This window comes from Pseudomonas sp. R1-18 (genome assembly GCF_051132095.1).
Classification (GTDB): domain Bacteria; phylum Pseudomonadota; class Gammaproteobacteria; order Pseudomonadales; family Pseudomonadaceae; genus Aquipseudomonas.
The window spans coordinates 2528348-2544820 of sequence record NZ_CP071658.1 but is presented as its reverse complement, the minus strand read 5'-3'; the positions used below and the strand labels follow the sequence as shown (position 1 = coordinate 2544820).

General features: G+C 63.8%; 12 protein-coding genes and 1 pseudogene. 8 read left to right on the top strand and 5 right to left on the bottom strand.

The genetic code is table 11. The annotated features are described in order from the left end of the window. Positions 1-72 precede the first annotated feature (72 nt). Entirely contained in the window at positions 73-987 is a 915-nt protein-coding gene (locus J3P77_RS11780; RefSeq protein ID WP_434676819.1) for a LysR substrate-binding domain-containing protein, read from the top strand. Here the strand turns inward: J3P77_RS11780 and J3P77_RS11775 are convergent. Continuing rightward, the gene (locus J3P77_RS11775; protein WP_434676818.1) at positions 984-1589 is read right to left on the bottom strand and encodes a LysE family translocator; all 606 of its coding nucleotides are present in this window, start codon (positions 1587-1589) and stop codon (positions 984-986) included. The genes J3P77_RS11780 and J3P77_RS11775 overlap by 4 nt on opposite strands. A gap of 49 nt (positions 1590-1638) precedes the next feature. Then, on the bottom strand, positions 1639-2475 hold the full coding sequence (locus tag J3P77_RS11770; protein ID WP_434676817.1) for an AraC family ligand binding domain-containing protein: 837 nt from the start codon (positions 2473-2475) through the stop codon (positions 1639-1641). A 200-nt stretch (positions 2476-2675) separates the two neighbouring features. On the opposite strand from J3P77_RS11770, the gene J3P77_RS11765 reads away from it, so the two are divergent. Both J3P77_RS11765 and J3P77_RS11760 read left to right on the top strand, forming a co-directional pair. Further along, positions 2676-5564, top strand: a complete 2889-nt coding sequence (locus J3P77_RS11765; protein ID WP_434676816.1) for an ATP-binding protein — start codon at positions 2676-2678, stop codon at positions 5562-5564. A 1746-nt stretch (positions 5565-7310) separates the two neighbouring features. Next, on the top strand, positions 7311-7775 hold the full coding sequence (locus J3P77_RS11760) for a hypothetical protein (RefSeq protein WP_434676815.1): 465 nt from the start codon (positions 7311-7313) through the stop codon (positions 7773-7775). A 5-nt stretch (positions 7776-7780) separates the two neighbouring features. Here J3P77_RS11760 and J3P77_RS11755 read toward each other — a convergent pair whose 3' ends face one another. Then, the gene (locus tag J3P77_RS11755) at positions 7781-8686 is read right to left on the bottom strand and encodes a polyprenyl synthetase family protein (RefSeq protein ID WP_434676814.1); all 906 of its coding nucleotides are present in this window, start codon (positions 8684-8686) and stop codon (positions 7781-7783) included. Between the two features lie 234 nt (positions 8687-8920). Between J3P77_RS11755 and fni the strand changes: the two genes are divergently transcribed. From fni to J3P77_RS11730, 5 genes and pseudogenes are all read left to right on the top strand, one after another. Next, a complete protein-coding gene (gene fni, locus J3P77_RS11750; protein ID WP_434676813.1) occupies positions 8921-9970 on the top strand; it encodes a type 2 isopentenyl-diphosphate Delta-isomerase in 1050 nt (349 codons plus the stop codon). Further along, positions 9967-11244, top strand: coding sequence for a glycosyltransferase (locus J3P77_RS11745; protein WP_434676812.1), 1278 nt, complete (start codon positions 9967-9969; stop codon positions 11242-11244). The genes fni and J3P77_RS11745 overlap by 4 nt, the downstream gene beginning before the upstream one ends. Beyond that, positions 11241-12440 carry a lycopene beta-cyclase CrtY gene (gene crtY / locus J3P77_RS11740; RefSeq protein ID WP_434676811.1) on the top strand — a complete coding sequence of 400 codons (1200 nt, stop codon included), beginning with the start codon at positions 11241-11243 and terminating at the stop codon, positions 12438-12440. Before J3P77_RS11745 ends, crtY begins: the two co-directional genes overlap by 4 nt. Further along, positions 12437-13927: a phytoene desaturase gene (locus J3P77_RS11735; protein WP_434676810.1), complete on the top strand. Its 1491-nt coding sequence runs from the start codon at positions 12437-12439 to the stop codon at positions 13925-13927. The genes crtY and J3P77_RS11735 overlap by 4 nt, the downstream gene beginning before the upstream one ends. A gap of 23 nt (positions 13928-13950) precedes the next feature. Beyond that, positions 13951-14856 (top strand): annotated as a pseudogene (locus J3P77_RS11730) (phytoene/squalene synthase family protein); the annotation flags it as partial. Here the strand turns inward: J3P77_RS11730 and J3P77_RS11725 are convergent. Then, positions 14780-15337, bottom strand: coding sequence for a sterol desaturase family protein (locus J3P77_RS11725; protein ID WP_434676809.1), 558 nt, complete (start codon positions 15335-15337; stop codon positions 14780-14782). The pseudogene J3P77_RS11730 and the gene J3P77_RS11725 sit on opposite strands and share 77 nt — an antisense overlap. A gap of 239 nt (positions 15338-15576) precedes the next feature. Then, positions 15577-16464: a LysR family transcriptional regulator gene (locus J3P77_RS11720; RefSeq protein WP_434676808.1), complete on the bottom strand. Its 888-nt coding sequence runs from the start codon at positions 16462-16464 to the stop codon at positions 15577-15579. Between the last annotated feature and the right edge of the window lie 9 nt (positions 16465-16473).

Here is a 16473-nt window from a genome sequence, read left to right as displayed (position 1 = left end):
CATAAGCCGCTTCAGCTGCTTGAATGCCTGCAGCGCCCGGACTTCCAAGAAACCAGCGGAATAACAATAATCATGGCTAACCCCTCTGATGCGCCGATGGCGCTGCCACCCCTGAAAGCCATTCAGGCCTTCGAGCAGACTGCACGCTTCGGCAACCTGGCCCGCGCGGCCGAAGTGCTCGACCTGACGCCTTCCGCGGTCAGTCATCAGCTGGCCAAGCTCGAAGCGATGATCGGCCGACAGCTGTTCCTGCGTACCGCCCGAGGGGTGACCTTGACCCCGGTGGGTGAACAGTACCTGACCGAAGTGTCCGGCATTCTGCACAGCCTGGCCGTGGCGACGGAGCGGGCGGCGAGCGACGTCAGCCTAGACTGCCTGCGCCTGCATTCGTCGCCCAGCTTCGGGCTGCTGTGGCTTATGCCGCGCCTGGAACAGTTCCGCCTCAATCACCCTGACATCCAGCTCAACCTGTCGTGCTCCTATGAGTCGCTGCATTTCAGCCGGGACAAGATCGACGTCGACATCCGTCACGGTATGCCCAACTGGCCCAGCTTCGAGGTGCGCACCATTCGCGATGAGCGAGTGATGGTCATGGCTTCGCCGAGTCTGCTGGCCAAGCGACCGATCGGCTGTGCGGCGGACCTGCTGGCCCAGAACCTGATCATGTCGGAAGCCACGCTGATCAAGTGGCCGCAGCTGTTCGCCCAGCACGGCCTGTCACGTCCGGACAAGCCTTATTCACTGAGCTTCGACCGCTCCTACATGACGCTGGAGGCCGCCAGCCACGGTCTGGGTTTTGCGCTGGAAAGCAACCTGCTGGCGAGGGATTACCTGGCTCGCGGCGATCTGGTCGAGGTGGCGCCAGAATTGAGCGCGCCGGTCACGGCGCACCATCTGGTGTTCCCACGGGCGCATTCCAACTTTCCGCGAGTGAGGCGCTTTCTGGAATGGATGCAGAAAGAGCTGGGCCACGATTTCAATTATTAGAACTGCGCTCCAAGGCTGAATGGCAGCGCCTGGCTGGACAAATACCCGGTCCAGGCCGACATCAACAGCAGTACAGCCATCCCGCGATTGAACCAGCGCATGCGGGTCGGTGACGTCAGCCAGCGCGCCGACCCCGCGCCCAGCAACGCCCAACAGCCCAGGCATGGCAAGGACACGAGCAGAAACGCCAGCGCCAGATGCGCCACCGAGCCCTGGCTGAACACGCTCACCACCGCCAGCGCCATCATCCACGTCTTGGGATTGACCACTTGCAGCCCGGCCGCGCCCCAGAACCCCAGCCGGCGCTCAGGATTGCTGCGTTCGACCGGTTCAGCAGGGCTGCGATAAATCTTCCATGCCAGCCAGCTGAGCCAGATCACTCCGGCCAGAGCCATGATCGACTGCGCGCCGAGAACCTGCATCAGCGACCGACCTGCGCCGGTGCCCACCAACAGCACCAGGGCTGATGCGCCAAGACAAGCGCCCAGCACAATCGGCAGGCTGGCGGTCAGGCCGAACCGGGCGCTGTTGCTCAGCACCAGAATGTTGGTGGGGCCGGGGGTAATGGACGCGACAAAGGCGAATAACACAAAGGACAGCATGATTGAGGCTCCAGAGTCTGAGGCCTGCATGCTCGCGCTTTTGGCTGGCTCAGTCTGGAAGGCCGGTGCAGCGTCTGCGATACGCCGCCGGCGTCAGGCCGTAGACGCGCATGAACCAGCGGCCCAGATGACTCTGATCAGCAAACCCTGTGTCCGTCGCGACTTGCGCCGGCCATGCGCCCTGAGCCAGCAGGCGTCTGGCATGGGCCAGGCGCAGTTGCACCAGGTAAGCGTGGGGCGCCAGACCGAACGCTGCCTTGAACGCCCGACTGAGGCGGAAACGGTCTGTCGCGCAGCACAGCGCCAGTTCGTCCATGCCGACGTCGCGGCGAAAATGCGCGTGCAGATAGTCACGGGCCCGCAACGCCACCGCGGGCAAACGCGGGTCCGGGTCGATTCGCAGGCGCCAGTGCAAATGGGCGGTCAGCCGCTCCAGCAGTGCGTCGACCGCGCCCTGACGAACCATCAGCGGTTCCTGATGGTGCAGCGCGGAGAAGGCAAACCAGGTGGCGCTCGCCAACCGGGGGTCCTGAGTGAGTGTCGAAGCGAACCCCGGCTGATGGCCGGCTGGCGCTTCCTCGAACAACGAGCCCAGTTCGCGGGCGATCCAGCCCGGGTCGAGGTACAACATCCGGTAGGTGAAACCGTCTTCGGTCGGCGCTTCGCCGTCATGAATCTCGCCGGGTTCGAGCAGGAACACCTGGCCTGGCGTGCTTGCGTGGCGCTGATGTCGGCAGTTGAACTGCTGCACGCCCTGTTCGGTAACGCCCACCAGATAGCTGTCGTGCCAATGGGGATCGTAGGCATGACCCTTGAAATGCGCGCGCAGGGTCTCGATGCCGGTGCACCGGTCCTGGGCCAGATCAATCCAGTTTTCCGGGGTCATGTCGGTTACTCATCCTCAGTACGAGAGCGCTTTATGCTGCCACTGCTGGCGCGATTCTAGAAGGTTCGTGCAGCCAACACTTCCTGTCGCATAAAAAGGACTTATTGGGCGCGCCGTCTGTCCCATATGCAGATCGCACGTATCGCGCTGCCGGTGGCGTTTGCCGCCGCATCGCCCGCGCAAAATTTATGGAAGAACGCATGTACGACTTTCTATCCGGAGGCGGGGAAATGGGTGCGCGAATTCGCGCTCATGACTGGTCTTCGACTCCGCTGGGCGACTTCGACAGCTGGCCGCAGTCGCTCAGGTCAGCCTTGAGCATCTGCCTGAATTCGAGCTTCCCGACCGCCATCTACTGGGGGCCGGAACTGACCCTGCTTTACAACGATGCCTGGTCGCACATCCCCGCCGAGCGTCATCCATGGGCGCTGGGTCGCCACGCGCAAGAAGTCTGGGACGATATCTGGGATGTCGTGGGGCCGCAGTTCGATGAGGTGCGCCTCACAGGCGTCGGCATCTCGACCTATGACCAGCCGCTGGCGCTGCGGCGCAACGGGGTGGTGACGGAGACCTGGTGGAACTACAGCTTTACGGCGGTACGCGGAGAAAGCGAGGAAGTGGCCGGGATCTTCAACCAGGGCCACGAAACCACCCAGGTCGTCCTGACCGCCCGCCAGCGCCAGGCCGATGCGGCGCAGCAGCGACGCATGTTCGAACAGGCGCCGGGCTTCATGACCATCCTGCGCGGCCCGGAGCACATGTTCGAGTTCGTCAACATTGCCTTCCGGCGACTGTTCGGCAACCGCGAGTTCACCGGCAAAACCATACGCCAGGCGTTTCCGGAACTTGCGAGCCAAGGGTTCTACGAGTGGCTCGACCGCGTCTACACCACCGGCGAGCGTTTCGTCTCGCACCACACCCCGATTCAGCTCGAATTTCCCGGCGCGCCTACCGACCAACGCTTTCTGGATTTCATCTATGAGCCGCTGACTGATGAATCGGGCAAGGTAATCGGCATTTTCTGCGAAGGCCATGACGTGACCGAGGCACATTTGCTGCACACGGCCATGGAAGCCAGCGAGCGGCGTTTCCGCGCGGCGCTGGAAATCCAGACCGTCGGCGCGATTTACTGCACGCCCGACGGGCTGCTCACCGACGCCAATGACGCGTTCCTGCGCATGAGCGGCTACAGCCGTGAAGACCTTTTGGATAATCGGCTCTCCTGGCAAAACCTGACACCGCCTGAATGGATGAAGGTCTCCGTCCAGGCCATCACCGAACTCAAGGCCAGGGGCGAAACCACACCTTACGAAAAAGAGTACATGCGCAAGGACGGTTCACGCTGGTGGGCACTGTTTGCTGCCAAGCAACTTCCGGACGGCACAATCTTCGAGTTCGTCATCGACATCACAGACCGGGTGGTTGCAGAAACCGCTTTGCGCGAGGAGACCCGTACGCTGGAAACCCTCAACCGGGTCAGCACTGAACTGGCCGGCAATCTGGATGTGCAACAGGTGGCTCAGGCGGTTACTCAGGCAGGCATGGATCTGTTTGATGCCCACGCCGGTGCCTATTTCCGCAGGGAGCAACACGTCGATGAGCCGGATGTGCGCCATGACTGCCATGTTTCCGGGCCAATGAAGGGTGAAACCGCCCTGTACACGTTGGGCGCACGCCCTGGTGAGCCGCTGCGCAGTTGTCTCTCGGCGGTGGTGAAATCCCGCTCCGGGCGAGCATTGGGGCGCCTGATGTTCGCCCACCGCAACGAGGGCCATTTCACCGAACGTCATGACCAGGTCATCAAGGCGCTGGCGGCCAAGGTGGCCATCGCGCTGGACAATGTGCGGCTGTTTCAGGAAGTCCAGCGCGCCAACGAAACCCTCGAACGGCGAGTCGCCGAGCGCACTACCGAACTGATGGAAGTCCACGAGGCGCTGCGTCAGGCGCAGAAGATGGAAGCGGTCGGCCAGCTTACCGGCGGCATCGCTCATGACTTCAACAACCTGCTCGCCGGAATCATGGGCAGTCTTGAATTGATCGAGCAGCGCATCGGCCAGCAGCGCACGGTCGGTATCGAGCGTTTCATCAAGGGTGCGCTGACCTCCGCGCAACGCGCCGCGGGCCTGACCCAGCGCCTGCTGGCGTTCGCGCGCAGGCAGACCCTTGATCCCAAGCCCACCGACGTGAATCGCCTGGTGTTGAGCATGGAAGAGCTGATCCGCCGCACGGTCGGCCCGTCGATCTCGGTGAACGTGGTGGAGCGTCCGGATCTGTGGGCAGCGAAACTCGATGCCGCGCAACTGGAAAGCGCTTTGCTCAACCTGGCCATCAACGCGCGGGACGCCATGCCTCATGGCGGACGCATTACCATCGAGACCCACAACCGGACGCTGGACCGACGCGTGGCCAGAGCCCACGACCTTCCGCCGGGGCAGTATCTGGTGATTTCCGTCACCGACAACGGCACCGGAATTCCCAAGCACCTGATCAACCGAATCTTCGATCCGTTCTTCACCACCAAGCCACTGGGGCAGGGCACAGGGCTGGGCCTGTCGATGATCCACGGCTTCGTCCGGCAATCGGGCGGGCAGGTTCGGGTCTACTCCGAGGTTGACGTGGGAACCACGGTCTCGCTGTATCTGCCGCGCTATGACGGCGAGCTGACCGCGGAAGGGATTGTCGAGGAGCCGGCGACAGCATCCCATGGCACCGGCCAGACCGTGCTGGTGATCGACGACGAAGAAACAGTGCGCATGCTGATCGTCGAGGTGCTGGAGGATGCGGGCTACAACGTCCTTCAGGCGGCCGACGGACCAGGCGGGCTGAAGATTCTGGAATGCGGCCCGAGGGTGGACCTGCTGGTAACCGACGTGGGCCTGCCCGGTGGCATGAACGGTCGGCAAGTAGCCGACGCGGCACGCGTGCGCCGGCCCGACCTGAAAGTGCTGTTCATCACCGGCTTCGCGGAAAACGCCGCGGTGGGTAACGGTTATCTGGAAGCGGACATGGAAGTACTGACCAAGCCATTCGTCATGGCGCAACTGGCAAGCAGGGTCAGCGAGATGGTCGAGGGCCGGGGGAAGGGGTGAAGGATCGCGCCTGGAGGCGGGGTTCCCTCATTCCGGCGCCGCTCCACCGGACCGCGCCGGAATCGCTATTGGCGGTGTCTGCACTGACGGTATACGCAGTTAAATTAAATTGTGGGAGCGGACTTGTCCGCGAAGGGCGGTGCAGACGCAGCAGACATATCGCTCATAATTACGTCTTCGCGGACAAGCGGAGCGCCGCCCAGCCGTATTTGGATCTGCACGACAAATTCGCGTCGTCAGCGGACCGCGCGCCCGGCGTGAGATCGCTTTGCGCCTTTACGGCGCGTCACTTTGGTTTCGGCCAAAGTAAGCAAAGCCATTGCTCCGGGTTGACCCCGCCTGCAGGCGGGGTTCCCTCCTTCCGGCGCCGCTCCACCGGGCCGCGCCGCTGGGCCGTCCCTGGCCCAGCGGCGCTGGCTCGGCGTCCTGCCTCGCTCCCCGGCTCCGCGACACCTCCACTCGGCCTGCACCAACGTCGCGGTTAGCGGTGTCTGGACTGGCGATGTGACGGCTGACTTTGTGGGAGCGGACTTGTCCGCGAAGGACCGGTGCAGGCACGGCAGATGTACCATTCATAAGAACGTCTTCGCGGACAAGCGGAGCGCCGCCCGGTCCGCTCCCACACTACAGCCCGATCTCGCAGGCGACGCAGAACGCGACTTGTGCAGGCCGAGTGGAGGCGTTGCGCAGGGGGAAACGAGCCATGGATGGCGAGTTAGCGCCGTAGGGCCAGGGACGGCCCATCGGTGCGGCCCCCGGAGCGGCGCCGGAGCGAGGGGACCCCGAAGGGGCCGGAACCAGGAGCAAATGGTTTTCCCCCCTTTTGCCAAAACAAAAGGGGGTCGCCGTAAAGGCGAAACCGGTGGTGGCCGTGATGCAGCATCCGGATCTGCCCACGGGCCTCAACCGCGTAGTTACTGGCTTTCGCACCCGGCTTAAGATCGCTTTGCGCCTTTACGGCGCGTCACTTTGGTTTCGGCCAAAGTAACCAAAGCCACTGCTCCGGGCTGGGCCCCTGCGGGGTTCCCTCCTTCCGGCGCCGCTCCACCGGGCCGCGCCGATGGGCCGTCCCTGGCCCTGCGGCGCTGGCTCGGCGTCCTGCCTCGCTCCCCGGCTCCGCGACACCTCCACTCGGCCTGCACCAACGTCGCGGTTGGCGGTGTCTGGGCTGACGATGTATGCATGGGGTCCGCTCCCACAACAATCTCGCAGGCGACGCAGAACGCGACTTGTGCAGGCCGAGTGGAGGCGTTGCGCAGGGGGAAACGAGCCATGGATGGCGAGTTAGCGCCGTAGGGCCAGGGACGGCCCATCGGTGCGGCCCCCGGAGCAGCGCCGGAGGGAGGGGACCCCGAAGGGGCCGGAACCAGGAGCAAATGGTTTTCCCCCCTTTTGCGAAAACAAAAGGGGGTCGCCGTAAAGGCGAAACCGGTGGTGGCCGCCCAGCCGTATTCGGATCTGCACGACAAATTCGCGTCGTCAGCGGACCGCGCGCCCGGCTTGAGATCGCTTCGCGCCTTTACGGCGCGTCACTTTGGTTTCGGTGTATGGACTGACTCTGAACGCAGGAAAGCTGATCGCTGCAGGAGCGGACCGTGCGGCACTTCCACGGAGACCCGACTGCACGTCGGTTTGAAGCTACAGTATCGTTGATCACCGACTCGGTCACGGAACTTGCCCACCGCGAAGCGGCCCAAGAGCGCGACCCCGAACACACCTTTGACTCCCGAAAAAAGGCGCTCATTCATGAAGCTGTCCGTCACGCTGCTTGCCTGTCTGCTCTCGACCACTGCCTGGGCGGCCGACGCCGCTCGCACCGTTGCGCCGTGGACGCTGCTCGATCAGTTCGAACAGGCGTACACCTTCGATAACAAGGCCCGAGTGCTATTGATCGCGCGCAGCATGTCCACCGCCAAGCTGGTCAACGCGGCGCTGGAAGACCAGCCCGCCGGATACCTGGAAGCGCGACGCGTGGTGTACGTCGCCGATATCGAACAGTTGCCGTCGATTGCCAAAATGGTCATGGTGCCGGCCATGCGGTCGGCCAAATACCGGATCATGCTGGATCAGACCGGCAGCGTCGCGCCGCGTTACGGCGACGACCGCGACAGCGTGCAGTGGCTAGAGCTGGAGAACGGGACTATCACCCGTGAGCATCGCTACACCGATGCGCCAGCGTTGCAGCAGGCTCTGCAAACGCTGGCGCGCTAGGCCGTCTAGCCCAGCAACGCCGCTTTGGCGAATATCGAGGCTACGAAGCCGTTGATGCACTGTTCGCCCTTGAAAGCCTGACGCAAATGCTGGTCGGCCAGAGAGAGGTGAACGTGGAGCCTTTCGCGGACCTTTTCCCGGCCGTACAAGGCGACCAGTGTGGATTTCCCATCGTCCTTGCCGCGATCCTTGGCGGTGTCGGTGCAGTGATCCTGTAGATCATCGTACAGCTGAAAAGCCTGGCCCAGTTCGATGGCAAAACTCTGCAGCGCCGGGCGGATGCTGTCCGGTGCGTCGCTGACCAGCCAGGCCATGTCCATTACCGCGCCGAACAGAACGCCGGTCTTCAACTCGTTGGTCAGCGCGATCTCCTCGGCCGAGCGCGCGTGGCTGCCGTCGCGCAGATCCTGCATCTGCCCGCGCACTAATCCCTTCATACCGACTGTATTGGCGAGGATCTCCACCAGTTGCGTGCGAACTTCCGGGCGCAGGCCGGGAATTGTTGCGACCACGCCGAACGCGCGACTCAGCAGTGCCACGGCGGTGAGAATCGCGACGTCCTCGCCAAAGCGCACGTGCACGGTTTCCCGGCCTCGCCGCAGTTTTGCATTGTCCATGCACGGCATGTCGTCCAGCACCAGCGAGGCGGCATGGACCATTTCGACCGCGCAACCAAGTTCCACCGCCTGTTCTCCGGTATGGCCCAGGCCTTCCGCGGCCAGCACCAGCAGAATCGGCCGCACGCGTTTTCCCGGCGCCAGGGTGCTGTCGCGCATGGCCAGCGCGACCAGGTCGCGTTCGTTGCCTGCTTCCGGCAGCAACGCCGCCAGACGCTGTTCTATCATTTCACGCACGCCTGCCAGCCGGCCTGCGAAATCCATCTCCAGTGTTGCGGCCGATCTCGATGTCATCGTTCACTCTACCCTTGTTCTGACGCTGGCTTCTTTTGGAAGCTGGATTGACGCGTCCTCTGGTTTTCCGGCGGATCATTCAATACGGCGGACAAAACGGAACGACTGGTGTTGTTTAGTGCCTGATGAAGCGCTTACATGTACATAACTTATGCAAGTTGGGTCATGATGTACAAGTCTAAGCTGTTTAAAGACCACCAAGACCCCAAAATGATTCCTGACGATGGAGCGGTCATGACTGAAAGCGATCTGAGCCGGCGCAAGGACGACCATCTCGACATCGTACTCGACCCACAGCGCGCTCGGACACGTGTTGCGTCGGGCTTCGACGCGCTGCGCTTCGAGCATTGCGCGCTGCCCGAGCTGCATCTGGACCAGATCGACCTGAGCAGCTCGTTGCTGGGTGTAGCATTGCGTGCGCCCTTGCTTATCAGTTCGATGACTGGTGGCGCCAGGCGCGCCACCGCGATCAACCGGCACCTGGCCGAAGCCGCTCAGGCATTGGGCATCGCGATGGGCGTCGGCTCGCAGCGAGTAAGCCTGCAAGGCGGCAGCCATCAGGGCCTGACCCTGGAACTGCGCCGGATCGCGCCGGATATTCCGCTGCTCGGCAACATCGGTGCCGCGCAGTTGCTGGGTGCCGACGGTATCGATCTCGCGCGCCGCGCTGTCGAGAGTCTGGAAGCGAATGCGCTGATCGTCCACCTCAATCCGCTGCAAGAAGCCGTGCAAGGCGAAGGTGACCGCGACTGGCGCGGTATCACTGACGCCATTGGGCGGGTGGCGCAGAGCCTCAGCGTGCCGGTCATCGTCAAGGAAGTCGGTGCCGGGCTGTCGGCGCCCGTCGCCAGAGCGCTGGTGGATGCGGGCGTGCAGGTACTCGACATCGCCGGCGCCGGCGGCACCAGCTGGGCGGCAGTCGAGGCTGAGCGCGCCCGACATCCAGCTGATCGCGCGGTGGCCATGGCGTTCGCCGGTTGGGGCATACCCACGGCCACCAGCCTGGTTGAGGTGCGTGCAGCGTTGCCGGACGTGAAGCTGATTGCCTCCGGCGGCATTCGCGACGGGGTGGATGCCGCCAAGGCTATTCGTCTGGGCGCGGATCTGGTCGGGCAGGCGGCGAGCGTGCTGGTCGGTGCCACCTTGTCTACCGAAGCGGTGATCGAGCACTTCGACGTGCTTATCCGCCAGTTGCGCATCGCCTGCTTCTGCACAGGCTCGGCCAATCTCGCCGCGCTTCGTCATGCCCGGTTGGCAAGCACGCACACCGAGTCCTGGACGTGAGCCACTTCGCGGTCGTCGCACCGCCGTTCTACAGTCACTTCCAGGCCCTGCAGGCACTCGCTCAGGTCTTGATTGAGCGGGGGCATCAGGTCACGTTCTTTCACCAGAGCGATGCCCGACGCTGGCTGACCGACCCGCGCGTCGGATTTCAGGCTCTGGGGCTGAAAAGCCACCCGCCCGGCAGCCTGCAAAAGGCCCTGCAACAAGCGGCGAACCCGTCCGGGCCGCTCGGGCTGTTGTCGATCATTCGGCAGTTGAGCGCCACCACCGCCATGCTCTGCGCCGAATTGCCAGCGGCGCTCGCCGAGCACGACGTGGACGCTTTGCTCTGCGACCAGATGGAAGCCGCCGGTGGGCTGGTTGCCGAAGGGCTGGGACTGCCGTTCGTGTCGGTGGCCTGCGCGCTGCCGGTCAATCGCGAAGCGGGCGTGCCGTTGCCGGTCATGCCGTTCGCGTACGGCACGGACGATTACAGTCAGCGCATGTATCAAGGCAGCACGCAGGTGTATGACTGGCTGATGAAACCCCTGCGCCGGACATTGCACGACGCCGCTCACCGGTTGGGCGTGCCGGCGCGGGACGGTTTGCATGAGTGCCTGTCGCCTCTGGCGCAGATCAGCCAGACGCTTGCCGAATTCGATTTTCCGCGCCGCGATCTGCCTGGCCATTTCCATGCCGTAGGCCCGTTACGCTCGCCTGGTGCGGCGGACAACGGCCTCTGGCCGGTTGACCCGCGGCGACCTTTCGTTTTTGCCAGCCTCGGGACTCTGCAAGGATCGCGTTTCGGAATGTTCAAACAGATTGCCGTTGCCTGTCGGCAGCTCGACGCCCAGTTGCTGATCGCCCATTGCGGCGGGCTTGGCAGTATCGAAGAACGGCGGCTGCTGCAGGTCGGCGCTACCTGGGTCACCGACTTCGCGCCCCAGCAATGGGCGCTGCAACAGGCCGACGCCGTGGTGAGTCACGGCGGGCTTAATACCGTGATGGATGCGATTGCTGCGCGCACGCCGATGCTGATCATGCCGGTGGCGTTCGACCAGCCGGGCGTGGCGGCGCGGGTCAGCCATAGCGGCATAGGCCTGCAACTGAGCCGCCGCGCCCGGGCACCGCGAATCGCCGCGCATCTGCAGCGGCTGCTCGCGCAGCCCGTTGCAGCGCTGGATACCATGGCGCTGAGCCTCGCCAACGCCGGTGGCGCGTCCAAAGCGGCGGATATCGTCGAAGCGGCTATCGCGAGCAGGCGTCCTGTGCTCGCGCAGGGATTGCCCGGATGAGCGCATCGAACCAGACCTCGGTCGCACGTTACGATCTGATCCTGGCCGGTGGCGGTCTGGCCAACGGGCTGATTGCCTGGCGGCTGCGACAGCTACGCCCGGAACTCAAGGTGCTGTGCATCGATGAACAGCCGACGCTCGGCGGAAACCATACCTGGTCATTCCACGACGGCGACCTGAGTCCGGCGCAGCGCCAGTGGCTCGCGCCGCTGATCGTCCAGCAATGGCCCAGCTATGACGTGCACTTTCCTAACCTGTCACGAAAAATGCCCAGCGGCTATGCCAGCGTGACGTCAGAACGCTTCGCGCAGGTGATCGGCCCGGCGTTGGGTGACAGCCTCCGGCTCGTACAGCGTATCGCTCAGGTCGAGCCCACGCGGGTCCTGATGGAAAACGGCGCAACGCTTGAGGCCGCTGCGGTGATCGACGGGCGTGGCGTGCAGCCCAGCGCGCATCTGGTACTCGGGCAGCAGGCCTTTGTTGGGCAGTTTCTGCAAATGGAACGCCCGCACGGGCTGGCAGCGCCGATCATCATGGATGCGCGGGTTGAACAAAAGGACGGCTATCGTTTCGTCTACGTGCTGCCGTTCACCCCCGACACCGTGCTGATCGAAGACACCCACTACGTCGAGCACCAGTCAGCCAGCCTTGAGGAGCTGCGCGGCCATATCGCCGAGTACGCGGCCTCGCAGGGCTGGAAGATCGCGCGGTGTCTGCGCGAGGAGCAGGGCATCCTGCCGATTACCCTGGCTGGCGATTTCGCCGCCTTCTGGGACCAGAGCGCCGGGCAGCCGAAGTCGGGACTGCGCGCCGGACTGTTTCACTGCACCACCGGTTACTCTTTGCCCCATGCGGTGCGCCTGGCCGACTGGCTGGCGACACGCAGCGCGGCGCAGCTCGATGCCGTGCGCCTGGCACCGGCCCTGCGTGAATACGCATGGCAAGAATGGCGGCGCCAAGGATTTTATCGTTTGCTCAACCGCATGCTGTTCCTGGCCGGCCGTCCTCAGGATCGCTGGCAGGTCATGCAGCGTTTTTACCGCCTGCCGGAAAGGTTGATCGAGCGTTTCTATGCCGGCCAGAGTCACTGGCCGGATCGGTTGCGGGTACTGGTGGGCAAGCCACCGGTCCCGGTTGGCGAGGCCATGCAGGCCGCGTTGCGTTTTTCTCCCCGGCACTTCGAGAATCCAGTATGACGTCACCGAAAACAGCAGCAGTGATTGGCGCAGGCTTCGGCGGCCTGGCTCTGGCGATTCGCCTGCAAGCCGCCGGTATCCAGACCGTGCTGCTTGAAAAGCGCGACAAGCCGGGCGGGCGCGCCTATGTGTATGAGGATCAGGGCTTCACGTTCGACGCGGGCCCGACGGTCATCACAGACCCCAGCGCCATCGAAGAACTTTTCACGCTTGCGGGCCGGCCGATGGCCGATTACGTCGAGCTGCTGCCGGTAGCGCCGTTCTACCGACTGGCCTGGGAGGACGGCACCCGGTTCGATTACGCCAACGATCAGGCGGAGCTTGATCGCCAGATCCATGCTCTCAATCCCAAAGACGTTCTTGGCTATCAGCGTTTTCTGGCGTATTCGCAGGCAGTTTTCCGCGAGGGCTATCTGAAACTGGGCGCGGTGCCGTTCCTGTCGTTTCGCGACATGGTCCGCGTCGGCCCTCAACTGGCGCGGCTGCAGGCCTGGCGCAGCGTGTACTCGATGGTGTCCAGCTTCGTGGAGGATGACAAGCTGCGGCAGGCGTTTTCCTTTCACTCGCTACTGGTGGGTGGCAACCCTTTCGCCACCTCGTCGATCTATACGCTGATCCATGCGCTGGAGCGGCAGTGGGGCGTGTGGTTTCCCAAGGGCGGTACCGGTGCGCTGGTGCAGGGCATGGTCAGATTGTTTCAGGATCTGGGCGGGAAGCTGGAGCTGAACGCTGAAGTCGCCAACATTGAAGTCCTGCACGACCGTGCCCGAGCGGTCGTGCTTCGCGACGGCCGCCGCTGGGCGGTCGACAGCGTCGCGTCCAATGCCGATGTGGTGCACACCTATGGCGATCTGCTGGGCAGTCATGCCCGGGGCCGTGCCGAAAGCACCCGGCTCAAGGGCAAGCGCTTCAGCAACTCGCTGTTCGTGATCCATTTCGGCCTCAAACGCCCGCAGCCGCAGTTGCAGCATCACACCGTCTGTTTCGGCAATCGCTATCGGGAGCTGATTCAGGAGATATTCCACGGGCAAACGCTGGCCGAGGATTTTTCGCTGTATCTGCACGCGCCATGCATCACCGATCCGAGCCTCGCGCCGCCAGGTTGTTCGAGCCACTACGTGCTGTCGCCGGTGCCGCATCTGGGCAACGCCGACATCGACTGGGCGGTGGAAGGGCCGCGCTATCGCGACCGGATCTTCGAGTATCTGGAACAGCACTACATGCCGGGCTTGCGCGAAGATCTGGTCACCAGTCGCATCTTCACGCCCCACGATTTCCGTGACGAGCTGAATGCGCATCTGGGTTCCGCGTTCTCGCTGGAGCCAGTGCTGCAGCAGAGTGCCTGGTTCCGGCCGCACAACCGTGATGCGCAGCTGACCAATGTCTATCTGGTCGGCGCCGGCACGCACCCCGGCGCTGGGGTGCCCGGGGTGATAGGTTCGGCCAAGGCCACTGCCGGGCTGATGCTGGAGGACCTTCAGCCGTGACCGTCGATCATGACCAAGCGTTGATGGAGCATGCCGTCAACAGCATTACCGTGGGCTCCAAGAGTTTTGCTGCCGCTTCACGGTTGTTCGATCCGGTCACCCGGCGCAGTGCGGTGATGCTGTATGCCTGGTGTCGGCACTGCGATGACGTGATCGACGGCCAGGAGGGCGGTCGCGACGCTGCGCCGGTCGGCGCTGACGAAGTACGGGCGCGGCTGGCCGGGTTGATCGAGCAGACCCACGCCGTGTACGCGGGCGTTCCGGCCAGCGTGCCGGCGTTCGCCGCGTTTCAGGAGGTGGTGCGTCGTCACAAGCTGCGCCAGGCCTACGCACTGGATCATCTGGCGGGTTTTGCCATGGATGTGGAAGAGCGTCAGTATCGAAGCCTCGATGACCTGCTTGAATATTGCTACCACGTGGCGGGCGTGGTCGGGTTGATGATGGCGCAGGTTATGGGCGTCAAGGACGACCTGACCCTGGACCGCGCCTGTGATCTGGGCATGGCGTTCCAGCTGACCAATATTGCGCGGGACATTGTGGAAGACGCTGCCATTGGCCGCTGTTACCTGCCTATGCAGTGGCTGGAGGAAATGGCCGTTGACCGTCATCGCCTGACCGACGCCGAGTTCCGCCCGGCGTTGGCCGTGCTGGCGGCGCGGTTGGTGGATCTGGCAGAGCCGTTCTACCAGAGCGCCGAGGCGGGAATCACCGCTTTGCCACTGCGTTCGGCCTGGGCAGTTGCCACCGCCAGCGCTGTCTATCGAGAAATCGGCGTCAAGCTGCGGGCAGCGGGGCAGGCGGCCTGGGACGAGCGCGTGTCGACGACCAAGGCCGACAAGATCAGGCTGGTGATCAGCGGTGGCTGGCGGGCGCTGGCTTCTCGTGGCCGGAACTGGCCGCCGCGGGACCCGAACCTGTGGCGGCGGCCTCATCGGCCTTGCGAAGTGGTCCCTGATGCATCGCCCGTAGCTGTGCCTTGAGCCGGGCAGTCGAGGGCGCGTAGAGGAAACCGAACGACACGCAGCGTTCCTTGCCTTCCACCGCGTGGTGCATCAGATGCGCCTGATACAGGCGTTTGAGGTAGCCATTGCGCGGCACATAGCGCAGAGGCCAGCGCCGGTGCACCAACCCGTCGTGAGCCAGGAAATAGAGGAAGCCGTAGGCAGTCATGCCTGCGCCGATCCATTCCAGCGGGTGCATGCCCTGCGTGCCGAGGGCAATCAGCACGATCGCGACGCCGGCGAACACGACCGCATACAGATCGTTCTTCTCGAACCAGCCGTTTCGCGGCTCATGGTGGGAGCGATGCCAGCCCCAGCCCCAACCGTGCATGATGTACTTGTGCGCAAACCAGGCGAAACCTTCCATGCCCGCCAGGGTCGCCAGAAATACGAGTGTGTTGAGCAGCATCGTTAAACCTCAGTGCCAGACCCGGCATAGGACTGCGGGTTGCGAAGACTGTTCATTGAGCCTGAGCGTTCGCACCCTGTCGAGCCCGTCGGGCGGCAGGCTACTGTCCTTGGCCTCAAGCCAGATTCAAAAAGTGGGAGGCAGCTTGCTGGCGACAGCGTCACTTCACCCACACATCTTCATTGCCTGATCAAACGCTATCGCCAGCAAGCTGCCTCCCACACGTACAGCGCCGCTTTTTACTGGCCAACGGTGAATTCCAAGGCTTCCCGGAGCAATGGCGTTAGTTGATCCAGCAGGGTCTGCACCGAGCGCAGTGCGCGGCAGTCGGGGCGGGTGAGGAGCCACAGGTCCGTGTCGCAGCCTGACAGCGGCTGGCTGAGTTGCTCCACGCCTTGCAGGCGCTGCGCGGTGAAATGGGTCAACGGCGCGATGCCCAGGCCGGCTTCCACCAACTGACTGGCCGCCGCCATGCTGCTGCATCGGTAACGCGGCACCACGGCCGGATGGGTTTGCCTGCGCCAGACCACCGAGGGGTGTTCGGACATCGAGTCATCGAGGCTGATCCACGGCAACGCGGCGGGCGACTCCCGAAACGCCTCGCGATAATCCGGCCGACCCGCAATCACGTAATGCGCGGTGCCCAGTCGCAGCCCGACCAAGTGTTCGGGCGGGGTGTTGGTCAGGCGCACGGCAATATCGGCGTCGCGGCGGCTGAGGTTGGCAAAAGCGTTGGAAGTCGCCAGTTCCAGCGCCAGCCCCGGGTAGCCCGGCATGAACGAAGCGAGTGCGGGCAGCAGCAGGCTATGCAGCACCGACTCGGTGCAGGTCACCCGAACCGTGCCGCTGACTACTTGCTCGCCCTGTCGCAGCGCCAGCCGCGCTGCCTGAAGCGCCATTTCCGCGCGTTCGGCCTGCTCGGCAAGCGCCTGGGCGGTATCGGTTGCGACGTAGCCGGTTCGGTTTTTCTCGAACAGCGCCGCGCCTAGCGCCGCTTCCAGGCGGCGGATGGAACGGAACACCGTCGAGACATCGACCTGCAGCAACTCCGCGGCCCGCGCAAGGGTACGCCCGCGAGCCAGCGCCAGAACCAGGGTCAGATCGGCTTGCGTGAGTTCATATTGCACTGCTGCATT

Coding starts and splice junctions, on each gene's coding strand:
- J3P77_RS11780 (WP_434676819.1), top strand. CDS start 73: ATGGCTAACCCCTCTGATGCGCCGATGGCGCTGCCACCCCTGAAAGCC.
- J3P77_RS11775 (WP_434676818.1), bottom strand. CDS start 1,589: ATGCTGTCCTTTGTGTTATTCGCCTTTGTCGCGTCCATTACCCCCGGC.
- J3P77_RS11770 (WP_434676817.1), bottom strand. CDS start 2,475: ATGACCCCGGAAAACTGGATTGATCTGGCCCAGGACCGGTGCACCGGC.
- J3P77_RS11765 (WP_434676816.1), top strand. CDS start 2,676: ATGTACGACTTTCTATCCGGAGGCGGGGAAATGGGTGCGCGAATTCGC.
- J3P77_RS11760 (WP_434676815.1), top strand. CDS start 7,311: ATGAAGCTGTCCGTCACGCTGCTTGCCTGTCTGCTCTCGACCACTGCC.
- J3P77_RS11755 (WP_434676814.1), bottom strand. CDS start 8,686: ATGACATCGAGATCGGCCGCAACACTGGAGATGGATTTCGCAGGCCGG.
- fni (WP_434676813.1), top strand. CDS start 8,921: ATGACTGAAAGCGATCTGAGCCGGCGCAAGGACGACCATCTCGACATC.
- crtY (WP_434676811.1), top strand. CDS start 11,241: ATGAGCGCATCGAACCAGACCTCGGTCGCACGTTACGATCTGATCCTG.
- J3P77_RS11735 (WP_434676810.1), top strand. CDS start 12,437: ATGACGTCACCGAAAACAGCAGCAGTGATTGGCGCAGGCTTCGGCGGC.
- J3P77_RS11725 (WP_434676809.1), bottom strand. CDS start 15,337: ATGCTGCTCAACACACTCGTATTTCTGGCGACCCTGGCGGGCATGGAA.